The sequence below is a fragment of the Roseibium sp. genome (assembly GCF_039982295.1).
Lineage (GTDB): Bacteria > Pseudomonadota > Alphaproteobacteria > Rhizobiales > Stappiaceae > Roseibium.
In genome coordinates this window covers 1-12,634 of sequence record NZ_JBDWYP010000003.1, presented here as the reverse complement: position 1 = coordinate 12,634, position 12,634 = coordinate 1, and the positions used below count along the sequence as shown (strand labels likewise).

The window sequence follows — 12,634 nt, the reverse complement described above, 5'->3', positions numbered from 1 at the left end:
AGCATCATCCTGGCAGCACCCAGCCGCCGTCTATGGAAATCGCCAGACTGTCGCCAACTGCTGCCTTGTGCGGGAGATTGACCAGAACCGCCTGTTCCTGTCCGTCGAGCCGCACATTGGCTTCCCAGAAGCCACCGCGATAGGTGACGCGGTCAACGACCGTTTCCAGCTCCCGGTCTTCACCTGTCGTGCGCACGTGTTCCGGCCGGACGATGATCCGGGCCATGCCGATTTCCGTGTCCGGCGGGCAGGGAATTTCAACCGCGTGACCCGCCAGGGAAACCAGCGCACGTTCGCCGCGTACGGCGAGAATTTCGCCGGACAGGATCGTGCTGCGGCCAATGAAGCCCGCCACCCGTTCGTTCACCGGCCGGTCATAAAGCCCCTCGGGCGTGTCTGCCTGAAGCACCTTGCCATCCCACATCAGCGCGACCTTGTCGGCAAGCGCCATGGCTTCGCGCTGATCATGGGTGATGAACAGGGTCGTTGACCCGCTCTTCTTGTGAAACTCGGCCAGCTCCTCTTCCATGGCACTGCGCAGATGCGGGTCGAGGTTCGCCAGTGGCTCATCCATAAGCACGGTCTTCGCGCCCTGCGCCAGACAACGGGCCAGCGCCACACGCTGCCGCTGCCCACCGGAAAGATCCGCCGGTTTGCGATCCGCGAAGGCCGTCAGCTCGACCGTCTCGAGGCAATTGTTCGTCCGGGCCGTCACATAAGTCCCGGCGCGCTTAGCCGTTTCCAGCGGAAAGGCGACGTTCTGGCGCACACTCATATGCGGCCATAGTGCATAGGACTGAAACACCACGCCCACATTGCGTGCTTCGGGAGGCTGATGCAGCCCCTTGCCCGCCACCTGCGTGCCGGCCAGGTGAATGTCGCCACTGTCGATCGGCTCAAGCCCGGCAATCGCGCGCAGAAGCGTCGATTTTCCGCAGCCGGACGGACCGAGAACGACGAAGAAATCGCCGGTATCGATCTCAAGGGACACATCATCAAGGGCGGCGTGGGATCCGAAGGTTTTCCGGACGGAAGAAAGGCGCATTGTCATGACGGCGCTTTACGCCGCAACTGTGACAGGCGAATTACGCTCCCGGGCCCAGCCGACACTTTGTGCTCCTCATCACGCAGCCTGCCCGCTCATGCCATGCGACATCTCGCGGAAACACTCGATGACGTGCTCGGCGAAGGCGCGGGTCGCCTTGCCCGCTCTCGGGCGCCGCTGCATGATAATGTGGTAGTTGCCGATCTCCGGAAGATCATGGCGTTCGTCCAGAACCTGCAAGGGGTGCTCGACCACGCTTGCCGGAAACGGCGCAATGGCAAGATCCGCAAGCAGGGCTGCTTCCTGCCCCGCGCTGTGAACGCTGGTGTAGGAAATCCGGTACGGTTTTTCCACGCTGTCCAACGCAATTCGGGCCGCCCGCCGCCATGGACAGCCTGATGTCGCCACCGCCAGAGGCAGGGGATCGCGCTCGTAGGCAACACCATTTTCAAGGCCGGCCCAGACCAGTGGTTCGGTGAAGACGATCTCGCCGCCCTTGGCAAACTCGCTGTCCGGCCGCGCGGTGAAAAGGACGAGGTCCAGATCGCCACTCTTCAGCTCCCTGTTCAGATCCGGGCTGCCGTCCAGATGCACATCCACATTGACGCCGGGGTGGGTACGGGCAAAGCGCGAAAGGAATGTCGGCAGGAACCGCGTTCCGAAATCCGACGGCGCGCCGAAGCGCACCTCCCCCTCGACGTTCGGCGAGAGGAACAGGCCCACGGCTTCCTCGTTCAGCATCATGATCCGGCGGGCATAACCGAGGAGCGCCTCGCCCTCCATGCTCAGCCGCACGCTGCGGCCTTCTCGAACGAAGACCGAAACCCCAAGAATTCCCTCGAGTTTCTTGATCTGCATCGACACGGCGGACGGAGTCCGGCCGACCAGTTCGGCAGCTTTGGTGAAGCTCGACGTCTCCGCGATCACCAGAAACGTCCTGTAAAGCTCCATGTCGATCAGTGTTGTGCCCGGGTTGGGTGTCGCTTCCATCAAGTCGCCCCTGCGTTCAGTTCAATTTTATTGAACCAATATATAAAAACAATTCGTTTGATTGAAACCCCTTCAAGGCGCATATGAGGCTCAAGCGGCCCGGCAACATCGTGATCGAGGACCGCGTTGTAAAAAACCAACTTGGGATTGGAAATGCCATGACATATCTGACTCAGATCCTCGGCACGACCCTGATGGGCGTTGTCTCCGGCCACTCCGCAGCTCAGCTCGGTCAAATGAACCAGACACTGCGCGCTGGCCAGGCTCGTAAAGGCCGCAAGTAATCCCGGCTAGACAAGCTCCGGATATCCGAGACCTTCGGCTTCCAGCCGCATCTCGATCAGGGGCCGATAATCAGCAGCCGACAAGACACTAAAGCCGCGAATGCCAAGGCGTTTGCGGCTTTTTTGCGTCTCGCGCCCCTCGAAGACAGACACAGCGGCTGCGCGGATGCTCTCAATCACGCTGCAAGAATGACCTGCTGCTGTCACCAGCGGCAAGCCCGGAACCTGCCGACTACGGCCAATGGCCTTGAGCGAGCTGAAGAGTTCCGGCCGGACACGGCGCACCAGATCCAGACACACAGCGTCGGTGCAACAGACATCCGCATTCCCGGCAGCGACGGCCTCCATCGATTTCAGATGCCCCCCGGTCTCCAGGGTCTGACCGAAAAAGACCTTGCCGCCGGCGATCTGCGCGACGCAATGGCGAAAGGCATTGTAACCGGACTGGCTGTCCCGGCTGTTGAAGGCTGCGCGCTTGCCCGCAAGATCCTCGAGCCGGTCAAATCCACTATCGGCCCACACCAGGATATGACTGCTGTACAATGGCCCGTCGCAGCCCTCGGCATCGTAATGCGGGGTCAACACAGGTTCGACCTTGCCTTCAAGGAACGTCACCAGCGGATAGCCGCAAGTCTGGGAGAGCAAGAGGCCAGGATTGCCCCAGCGCGTTGGCAATTCGTCCTGATCCGGACGCCAGTTCCAGATATCGGCCGGGCGGATGTCCAGCGTCCTGAAGATCGCACGACTCAATTCACATTCAAGAACCTCAGTCTCCGTTCGGACTTCCGGCCAGTCATACATCGGCAAGGCGATTGGCTTGTATCGCGGCTGATCCAGCATCAATTCATGCGTCCCTGTTCACAGCCTTGCTGTCGGCATCCTGAACACCGATCAGTGGATGCGGCACCGGCTCCTTGGGTGTCAGAAAATACTGACGCACAAGCGCAAGGTAGCTGGGGTAGACGTAGCCGTCATTGCGTTTTTGCCATTCCTCGCGCCGGCTGCGGTAAAGCGTCGGCAACTGGTACCACGACACCCGGGGATGAGCGTGATGCACCAGGTGAAGATTGTTGTTGAGGAAGAGCAGCGAGAACACCGGGCAGAACTCGACAATCACCGAGCGGCCTTCCGGGGCCTCGTGTGCCCTGTGCTCGGCAAAGGTTCGCAGCATCAAGAGGCTCATCGCCGGATAGGCGACCACAAGCGCGTAGACCCAGAAATCAAGACCGCCCACCTGCGTCACCAGCACAATCACCGGAACAAGTCCGATCAAATGATGTCCCCAGGCATTGCGAACGCCCGGTTCATTGGCGAGAAGTCCCTTCGCCTCCGAGCCCCAAAAGCCAACCATGGACACCAGTGGTCCGATGGTCAGGCGCCCGAGCAACGTATTGTTGACCGACAGGATCCATCGCAAAGATCTCGGCAGACCCTGCCAATCCGACCAGGCATAGTAAAAGCTCTCCGGGTCATCATAGGGATCTGTCAGCCGGTCATTGTTGTGATGGCGCAGGTGCAATGTCTTGAAACGGCGATAGGGGACGAACACGCCCAGCGGCAGATACACCAGCGCCTCGTTGATCCAGGCATTGCGGGTCGGGTGCCCATGCAACACTTCATGCTGCAGCGAGCTGTGAAGGGTCACCATGACCGCCGCGATGGCGAGGCTCACAGCCAGTCCCAATCCGGTCTCAAGCGACAGAACAGTCAGCCAGACCCCATGGACCACAATAATCAACGCAAGCGTCGGCCACTCGCAAACCCTCGACTGCAGCACCCCATCTCCTTGGAAAGTCTAAAAAATCAGCTTCCAGGCGATGAGGTGCCAGATCGCTCTGCGCAAGACAACGAGAGACTTATGAACAAATCTGACATAAGGTGATTTTTATCATCAACTGCGGACAAATATCCCCACAGCTGCAATAAGGCGCTATTTGATCACCAAAAACGCCTCAGTGTCATGGCCGTCAGCCCCGGAAATCTGTGTCTATCCCGGGGCTGCACAGCCATGCCTCATTTGAACGTCTATTTCTTGCCCTTATTCATCGCGGCAGCCAACGCTGCGGCCATGGCGTTGTTACCACCAGCACCGTCTCCGCGTGGAGCGCCACCGCCCCCTGAACGGTTGCCGCCAGGCCCCCGGCCTCCCGGCTTGCCGCCACCCGGACGCGGGCCACGTCCTTGACCGCCGCCCCGGTCATCCCGACCTCGATCGGCCTGACGCTCTTTCTGGCCCTGATAGTCTGCGGCCGATTTCATTGTCATGGAGATGCGCTTGCGCTTCACATCCACTTCAAGGACCGTCACCTTCACGATGTCGCCAGCCTTGACGATCTTGTGCGGGTCATCGACGAACTTGTCTGCCAACTGCGAGACATGCACCAGCCCGTCCTGATGCACCCCGACATCAACGAACGCACCAAAGTTGGTGACATTGGTCACCGTGCCTTCCAGCTTCATGCCCGGCTTCAGATCGGAAATCTCCTCGACGCCATCCTGGAGAGCAGCGGTCTTGAACTCCGGACGCGGATCACGACCCGGCTTCTCCAGCTCCGACAGGATATCGCGCACCGTCGGCAGACCGAAGCGCTCGTCCGTGAAGTCCTTCGGATCGAGCCCCTGCAAAAGCCCGCTGTTGCCCATGATCTCATGGAGATCGCGACCACACGCCTTCACGATGCGCTTGGCAAGCGGATAGGCTTCCGGGTGAACCGATGAGGCATCCAGCGGATCGGCTCCGCCGGTAATGCGCAAGAACCCGGCGCACAGCTCGAACGCCTTGGCGCCAAGCCGCGGCACATCTTTCAGCTGCTTGCGGCTGGTAAACTTACCGATGCTGTCACGGTGATCCACCACCGCCCGAGCCAGACTGTCCGACAGACCCGAAATCCGGGTCAGCAGGGCGGGCGACGCTGTGTTGAGATCCACGCCCACCGCATTCACCGCATCCTCGACCACCGCATCAAGCGCACGAGCCAGTTTGGTCTGGTTGACGTCGTGTTGGTACTGGCCGACGCCAATTGACTTGGGTTCGATCTTCACCAGCTCCGCAAGCGGATCCTGCAGGCGGCGACCGATGGAGGCCGCACCACGCAGGCTGACATCCACATCTGGCATTTCCTTTGCCGCCAGTTCAGATGCCGAATAGACCGAGGCCCCCGCCTCGTTCACGATCACTTTGACCGGTCGGCTGGCTGGCGGGATATCGCCCAGAACATCCGCCGTCAGCCGGTCTGTTTCCCGGCTCGCCGTGCCGTTGCCGATGGCGATAAGGCCGACCTTGTGCTTGGCGATCAACGCCATCAGCGTTGCCCGTGAACCGGAGACATCATTGCGCGGCTGGAATGGATAGATCGTCGCCGTGTCGATCAGCTTGCCCGTCTCGTCGACAACCGCAACCTTGACGCCGGTGCGGATGCCCGGATCGAGCGCCAGCGTTGACTTTGCCCCGGCAGGTGCGGCCAGAAGAAGGTCCTTCAGGTTGCGGGCGAAGACCTGGATCGCCTCTTCCTCGGCCTTGTCGCGCAAGACGCCCATGAGATCGAGCTCCAGATGCAACGCCAGCTTCACCTTCCAGGCCCAGCGCGCCACATCCATCAGCCACTTGTCACCCGGTCGCCCCTGATCAGCGATCCCATAGGTGTTCGCAACCAGCTTCTCGGCCGGCTTGACCGGCGAGACATCGTCGGCATCCACGGTCAGATCAACCGACAGAATGCCTTCGTTTCGCCCTCTGAAGAGTGCGAGCGCCCGGTGGCTCGGGATCTTCGACAGGGGCTCGGAATAGTCGAAATAGTCGGCAAACTTCGCGCCTTTTTCGGCCTGACCGTCGATCAGCTTGGAGGTAACGACGCCCTTGTCGTTCATATGGCGCCGCAGCTGGCCAACAAGCCCGGCATTTTCGGCAAAGCGCTCCATCAAGATCTGGCGTGCCCCATCAAGGGCGGCTTTCACATCCGCAACCCCCTTGTCGTCATCGACATAGGAAACAGCTTCCGCTTCAGGGTTTTTCATCGGGTCATCGAGCAGCAGGTCTGCAAGCGGCTCAAGTCCCGCTTCCCGCGCGATCTGGGCCTTGGTCCGTCGCTTCTTCTTGAAGGGCAGATAAAGATCTTCCAGGGCAGACTTGGTCTCGGCAAGCGCGATGCCTTTCGCCAGGTCATCAGTCAGCTTGCCCTGTTCATCGATGGACTTGACGATGGCGGTGCGCCGATCTTCCAGTTCCCGCAGATAGATCAACCGCTCTTCGAGCTTCCGAAGCTGGGTGTCGTCCAGGCCGCCGGTCGCTTCCTTTCGGTAGCGCGCGATAAAGGGAACCGTTGACCCTTCGTCCAGCATGGCCACCGTGGCACTGACCTGATCCGGCTTGCAGGCGATTTCATCAGCAATGCGCCGGGCGATGCGGATCGCCACATCGGTCGGCAGACCGGCGGACTTCTTGCCATCGGCGGCAGACGGGGACAGATCAGGGAATTCGGACATATCGGTACTTTTCCATCACGCTTGAGGGCAAGCGAAGATAGAGCCCGAAGACGAAGCGATAAAGGGACCAAGACACGAGATCCCCAGAACAGGTGGTCGCCATCACATCATCGCTGGTGGGCCTACCGCCAACTTGCAACCGGCACTATTCTCTGCAAACGTGAGCCTGTCCTGCGCACTCGCAGAACGCGTCCTTCATTTTCGAGCTGCTGGGGAGCCTCATGGATACGAAGGTCTTGGACATTGCTGTCCAAAAGGGGATCATCGAGACTGCGCAGCGGGATGCAATCGCCGCATTGATACCGCCCCCCTCAACGGAAGAAACCGGCTTCAAGCTCGATTTCACGACAATACTCTGGGTCGGTGGGGCAGGTATCGTCATCATGGGCTTGGTCGCACTCTCCATGGAAGCGGCCGAGATCTCCGAGGCCCTACTCGCGACCCTATTTGCCATCTACGCCGTCGTATTCCTCGGGCTTTCACTCATTCTGGAAAAGCGCGAAAAGTCGAAGCTTCTGTGCGCAATCCTTGCGACCGGCTTCGCCCTCTGCCTGACACTCGCCTACATCACACTGCAAACCGGCAGTGACGATTACAAGTACTTCTTCGACTATTCCAGCGAGTACAAGGCACCCGAAGAGAACGTCGTTCCGCTGTACCAACAAGACCTGCTGACCTGGATCCTGGGATCCGCAGTCGCGCCCTCCCTCATTCTTCTGGCAAGCGGCCTGTTTGTCCTGCAGCGCTTCGCCTTTCTGCCCGCCTGGTGCCTTGTCATTCTCGCAATCATAGCGCTGACGCAGGAGATTGCGGTTCGAGCCTTCTATGATCCGCATGGTTTGCAGGTGATCTCTCAATGGCACCTGATTTCCTTCGGCCTTCTAATCTACCTTGCAGGCTGGTGGATGGATCTCAAGGCCCCGGCGAACCACGGTTTCTGGCTCAACAAATTGGGCATGCTGCCTCTGTCGGCTGGTCTCGGGATCCTGTTCAGCGAAGGCAGTGACCCGGTCAAGTGGATTTTCCTGGCCACATGCCTCCTCGCCATTGCACTGTCTGTCTTTCTCAGACGGCCCTCCGGGATCGGGTTCGGTGCAATGGGTATTTTGACAGTCATCATCTGGCGGTTCGATGTCCATGAAGACGATCTGACCTTGGCGCTCGTCCTCACAGCCATAGGTTTCGCCACCGTTGCTGCAGGTTACTACCTGCAAAAGCACATGGATCCGCTTGCATCCCGCATTCCAGAGCCACTTCTCAAATTCAGACCGGAGCAACGCGACGACCCGGTCACCTTCGGATACTGAAACATCCGGCGTGCTGCCCGCGCAGTTTCGAACCTTGAGCATCCTTTTTCGTATGACGTTTGCGTCCGGTCGCGGTACCAACACTGTGATCAAATTTCCCGGAGGATCCGATGACCGATCTCGCAAACGAAATCATTCTGCACAACTACCCGCAGTCACCCGTTGCCGAAAAGGTACGGGTCGGGCTGGGTATCAAGAAGCTGCCATGGGCCTCGGTCGAGATCCCTCGCCTGCCGCCCAAGCCAATGCTCATCAAGCTGACCGGCGGCTATCGACGCACCCCGGTGATGCAGATCGGCGCAGACATCTATTGTGACAGCCATGCCATCCTGCGCGAAATCGAGAACCGGCACCCTTCCCCGTCCTTCTTCCCGGCCAGTGATGCCGGGCTGATGTGGTCCCTGAGCCGCTGGACGGATGGCGCCTTGTTCGACCTCGTGGTCAAGATCGTGCTCGGGTCCGCAGGCGACGCCCTGCCAGCTGATTTTGCGCAAGACCGCGGAAGGCTTTATCTTGGCGCCGATTGGGCTGAAGGCCTGAAGGCTGCCAATGCAGACCTGCCGCATCTGGTCGCCCAAATGCGGGCCCAGCTGTCCTGGCTGAACGGCCAGCTGTCGGACGGACGGGCCTTCCTGACAGGCGATGCACCCGGCGCCATCGACGCACAGTTCTTCCACGTAATCTGGTTCCTGCGCGGCCGTTTTGCTGGCGGGCCTGCCGTTCTTGCAGAATTTCCGGATCTGGAACGCTGGGAGAAGAACGTGACAGACCTCGGTCACGGCACCATGGGCGAACTCTCCGCCGAAGAGGCCAATGAGCGCGCTAAAACCTCCACTCCCAAGGTAATCGATGCAGTGATCACCAACGACCCTCAGGGCCTCGAAAAGGGCATGGCCGTGGTGATTTCACCGGACGTGGATGGCGGCGAGCAGCCGGTCGAGGGCACCATTGTCGGCGCCAGCGCGGACACGGTCACAATCCATCGCACCGACCCCGAATGCGGTGATCTTCATGTCCACTTCCCGCGTCTGGGCTACCGGGTGACAGCCGTTTAAGGATCAGCTGGCTGGTTGAACCAGGTTTCGGGTGAGCCGTCGGGACGTGCGTTGTCTCGTTCTCGTGGCCACGCCATTCTCACCTGCAGCCAATGCATTTTCCGTCACAACTTCGAACCGCGAAGTTGTGGCGGAAAGGTCCTTCCAGCACCTGAAGACTGATCGAGGCATCCCGATATATTTTGGTGAAACTGCCTCCCGCAACTGGTAGCTCTCCACGTCCTTCTTTCTAAAAAAGGACGAAACCATGGATTCCACTGAAGTCGCCCGCTTTTGGGAGGGCAACGCCGAAACATGGACCAAACTGGCCCGTGCCGGGTACGACCATTACCGCGATGCCCTCAACACACCTGAATTCTTGAAAATATTACCACCCGTCGCCGGCCTGAAAGGGATCGATATCGGCTGTGGGGAAGGTGGCAACACAAGAAAACTGGCTGCACTGAACGCCAAAATGCACGGCGTTGACATAGCGCCAACATTCATCCGCTACGCCCAGCAAAGCGAAGACGCGGACCCTCTCGGCATCTCATATCGGATCGGTGACGCAACGTGTCTGGAAGAAGCTGGAGGTAGCTACGACTTCGCAACCGCCTTTATGAGCTTGATGGACGTGCCACAACCGGACAAGGCCATCACAGAGGCTTACCGGGTTCTGAAACCTGGTGGATTTCTTCAGTTCTCCATACTCCATCCCTGCTTTGTCCCTCCGCTGACAAAAACTCTGAGAGGAGAAGACGGCCTCGCTTACGGGCGCATGGTTGGTGATTACTTTCGCGAAACAAACGGTGACGTGGAGACCTGGAAGTTTGGTTCGGCGCCCGAAGACATTCAAGGCAAGGACGAGTTCTTTCATGTGCCTCGGTTTCATCGAGCACTGTCTAGCTGGATCAACGACCTGTGCCAGGCCGGCTTCCACATTGAAGAAATGAACGAGCCGTCTGCAGACAGCGAAACTGCGGCACGTTTCCCCAACGTTGAGGATACCAGAAGCGTTCCGATCTTCCTCCAGATCCGGGCGCGCAAACCGCAGTAAACAAACGACTGGCGGTATGGCGGACAGATCGACGGCCATACCGTCCGTGATCCTTGCCCTGATTTGTCTGCCTGCGCGCACCTACCGTTTGCGAAAGGCTCGGCTGGAAACCGAAATGGAATTCTTGTCCGGGTCTTTAGCATTGGCAAAGACATAGCCTTCCCCCTTGTGCAGTGAACCAAAACTGAGCCCCGCATTCGCCCGGGCATCGCAAAAGGCGGGGACGTCTTCGACATCGAAGACCAGCTTCACCAGCACTTGCCCCATCTTCTGGGACTTGGCCGCCGGGTGCAGCATCAAGCTGGCTCCGCCGTCCGGATGTGTCAGTTCAACGATCCGGTCGCCCTCTTCATGCAAGACCTCAAAGCCGAAGTGCCTGGCGTAAAACCGTGCGCTTTCTTCAACGTCTCGTACATAAAGCGTTATTCGGTTCAGCGGCATTAAACGTCCCCTTCGGTGTCAGGCTGGCCAGACGATATTGCCGGACTGCCGGGTCGCTTGCACCCGAAAAACCACGCCGGCTTTCTGTTTGACAGGCGGCATGGCTGATGTGGCCCGTGACGGCCCGCATCAATATAATCGCAGTTTAACGCACAACTGTGATGCGTTCGGCGGCACGGGTCACCGCCGTGTAAAGCCAGCGGTCCTTGTGCTCGCGGAAAGCCCAGCTTTCATCAAAGAGCACCACGTCGTCCCACTGTGAGCCCTGCGCCTTGTGCACGGTCAGTGCGTAGCCATAGTCGAACTCATCCGCCTTGCGCCGAATTGCATAGGGAATGGCTTCCGCGCCATCTTCAAACATGGCCGGAAGCACGCGCACCTTGACGGTTGTCTTTCCCGCTTCGTCTTCAGGCACCACGTCAAAGCGAAGGGTGTTGCCACGTGGCGGGCGCAAACGCTTGACCGACCACAGTCCGCCGTTGAGCAGCCCCTTGGTCTTGTCGTTGCGCAAGCAGACAAGCTTGTCGCCAACTGCCGGCATCGGCGTCGAGAATTCCTTCAATTCGCGGATCCGGCCGTTGTAAAGCCGCCGCGTCTTGTTGGTGCCAACCAGAACCTGATCCGCGCCCAAGATTTGTTCCTTGTCGATGTCCCGTCTGTGAATGACGCGGCTTTCGCCATACTCGCCATAGTCCAGCTTTCCACCCTCGCGAATATCCATGGACATGCGCACAATGGGGTTGTCCTGCGCCTGTCGATGCACTTCGGTCAGCATCACGTCAGGTTCGGCTTCAGTGAAATAGCCACCGCCCTTGACCGGCGGCAGCTGCGCCGGATCGCCCAGCACCAGAACCGGCGTTCCAAAGGACAGGAGGTCCTTGCCTAGGTCCTCGTCCACCATGGAACACTCATCGATGACAATCAGCTTGGCACTCGCCGCCGCACTGTCCCGCTTGATCGCAAACTGCGGCCCCACGTCATCCGTATCATCGTCCGTCTCTTCTTCCTCTTTCGAGGAGCGCGGCCGGTAGATCATGGAATGGAGGGTGCCTGCGTCCTCGCAGCCCTTTTGCCGAAGCACATGCGCCGCCTTGCCAGTGAAAGCGCCGAAGCAAACGTCCCCGTCAATGCCCTCCGCCAAATGCCGCGCAAGCGTCGTCTTGCCCGTACCGGCAAAACCGAACAGACGGAAAACCTGCCGGTCCCCGCGCTTCAGCCAGGCAGCTGTTTCACTCAACGCCTTTTCCTGTTCCGGCGACCAGGCCATGCAGTGTTTCCCGTTTCGTTCTGATGATCCCGTGCATAACGTGATTTGCCACAAGTGGCTACGGCGAATACGCATCCGCGTTTACTGGCTCCCTACCTGCGCAAGGAAGGCCGGGCGAGTGATGTAGCCATGCCCTACCCACACCCGATATGACGCAGCCGCCAAAGGAGAGCCCCTCATCCCCTCCGTCATGCCATGGCTCGACCATGGCATCCATGCCGTGACCATGCCACGCAGAACCACTTCGATTTGGGGAGCTGGAACGGCATGGATTGCAGGATCAGGCCCTGCAATGACGGCAGTGGGTGCGGCGGGCCGGAGTGAACAACAGGCTGTCCACGATACATCTCTCGAACCACCGATGGTCATCCCCGCCCTGTGCGGGGATCCAATCCACTTGACCATCAGTTGAGTGCTTGTGAGTGAGCTGGAAATCGCCGCGTTCTCTGCTTTGATCTCAGCGTTTCGGGCACCAATGGATCCCCGCACAGGGCGGGGATGACGGTCGAGAGTTTGGCGCGACCGGGTCGCGTTCGCCGCGTCTTCCAGGACGCGCGCTGGGAAGGCAGGGCGTGCGTGCCAAGACCTTATCCCACATCCGGATGGGGACAGGCCCCTCTCAAGGCATTGAAAACACAGCCACAGCCTATGACTAGCCGAAACTTATCCTCACCCTCGGAACCTGTCGTATCATCCATGGTGTTCCTGCCATCACGGGGCCGAGTTC

Annotated in this window: 11 protein-coding genes; 4 read left to right on the top strand and 7 right to left on the bottom strand. The window is 59.5% G+C overall.

Annotation, left to right across the window (positions count from 1 at the left end):
• Positions 1-4: 4 nt before the first annotated feature.
• Both ABJZ52_RS00165 and ABJZ52_RS00160 read right to left on the bottom strand, forming a co-directional pair.
• A complete protein-coding gene (locus tag ABJZ52_RS00165) occupies positions 5-1,051 on the bottom strand; it encodes an ABC transporter ATP-binding protein (protein ID WP_348185085.1) in 1,047 nt (348 codons plus the stop codon).
• Between the two features lie 72 nt (positions 1,052-1,123).
• Positions 1,124-2,035, bottom strand: coding sequence for a LysR family transcriptional regulator (locus tag ABJZ52_RS00160; protein ID WP_348185087.1), 912 nt, complete (start codon positions 2,033-2,035; stop codon positions 1,124-1,126).
• Between the two features lie 158 nt (positions 2,036-2,193).
• Here ABJZ52_RS00160 and ABJZ52_RS00155 point away from each other — a divergent pair, with 158 nt between their 5' ends.
• Entirely contained in the window at positions 2,194-2,319 is a 126-nt protein-coding gene (locus tag ABJZ52_RS00155; RefSeq protein WP_274611774.1) for a hypothetical protein, read from the top strand.
• 6 nt (positions 2,320-2,325) lie between these two features.
• Here the strand turns inward: ABJZ52_RS00155 and ABJZ52_RS00150 are convergent, their stop codons facing one another.
• The 3 genes from ABJZ52_RS00150 to ABJZ52_RS00140 all read right to left on the bottom strand — a co-directional run bounded on the left by ABJZ52_RS00150 (position 2,326) and on the right by ABJZ52_RS00140 (position 6,801).
• A complete protein-coding gene (locus ABJZ52_RS00150; protein ID WP_348185089.1) occupies positions 2,326-3,159 on the bottom strand; it encodes a PhnD/SsuA/transferrin family substrate-binding protein in 834 nt (277 codons plus the stop codon).
• 4 nt (positions 3,160-3,163) lie between these two features.
• Positions 3,164-4,096, bottom strand: coding sequence for a fatty acid desaturase (locus tag ABJZ52_RS00145; RefSeq protein ID WP_348185091.1), 933 nt, complete (start codon positions 4,094-4,096; stop codon positions 3,164-3,166).
• A gap of 248 nt (positions 4,097-4,344) precedes the next feature.
• On the bottom strand, positions 4,345-6,801 hold the full coding sequence (locus ABJZ52_RS00140; protein ID WP_348185093.1) for a Tex family protein: 2,457 nt from the start codon (positions 6,799-6,801) through the stop codon (positions 4,345-4,347).
• A gap of 221 nt (positions 6,802-7,022) precedes the next feature.
• Between ABJZ52_RS00140 and ABJZ52_RS00135 the strand changes: the two genes are divergently transcribed.
• From ABJZ52_RS00135 to ABJZ52_RS00125, 3 genes are all read left to right on the top strand, one after another.
• Entirely contained in the window at positions 7,023-8,108 is a 1,086-nt protein-coding gene (locus ABJZ52_RS00135) for a hypothetical protein (protein ID WP_348185095.1), read from the top strand.
• Positions 8,109-8,218: 110 nt separating this feature from the next.
• Positions 8,219-9,163, top strand: a complete 945-nt coding sequence (locus tag ABJZ52_RS00130) for a glutathione S-transferase family protein (protein ID WP_348208333.1) — start codon at positions 8,219-8,221, stop codon at positions 9,161-9,163.
• Positions 9,164-9,410: 247 nt separating this feature from the next.
• Entirely contained in the window at positions 9,411-10,199 is a 789-nt protein-coding gene (locus ABJZ52_RS00125; RefSeq protein WP_348185099.1) for a methyltransferase domain-containing protein, read from the top strand.
• Between the two features lie 81 nt (positions 10,200-10,280).
• On the opposite strand, the gene ABJZ52_RS00120 is transcribed toward ABJZ52_RS00125, so the two are convergent.
• Both ABJZ52_RS00120 and ABJZ52_RS00115 read right to left on the bottom strand, forming a co-directional pair.
• Complete coding sequence (locus ABJZ52_RS00120) at positions 10,281-10,640, bottom strand: VOC family protein (RefSeq protein ID WP_348185101.1); 360 nt, start codon at positions 10,638-10,640, stop codon at positions 10,281-10,283.
• Between the two features lie 145 nt (positions 10,641-10,785).
• Positions 10,786-11,907: an ATP-dependent RecD-like DNA helicase gene (locus ABJZ52_RS00115; protein WP_348185103.1), complete on the bottom strand. Its 1,122-nt coding sequence runs from the start codon at positions 11,905-11,907 to the stop codon at positions 10,786-10,788.
• Positions 11,908-12,634 lie beyond the last annotated feature (727 nt).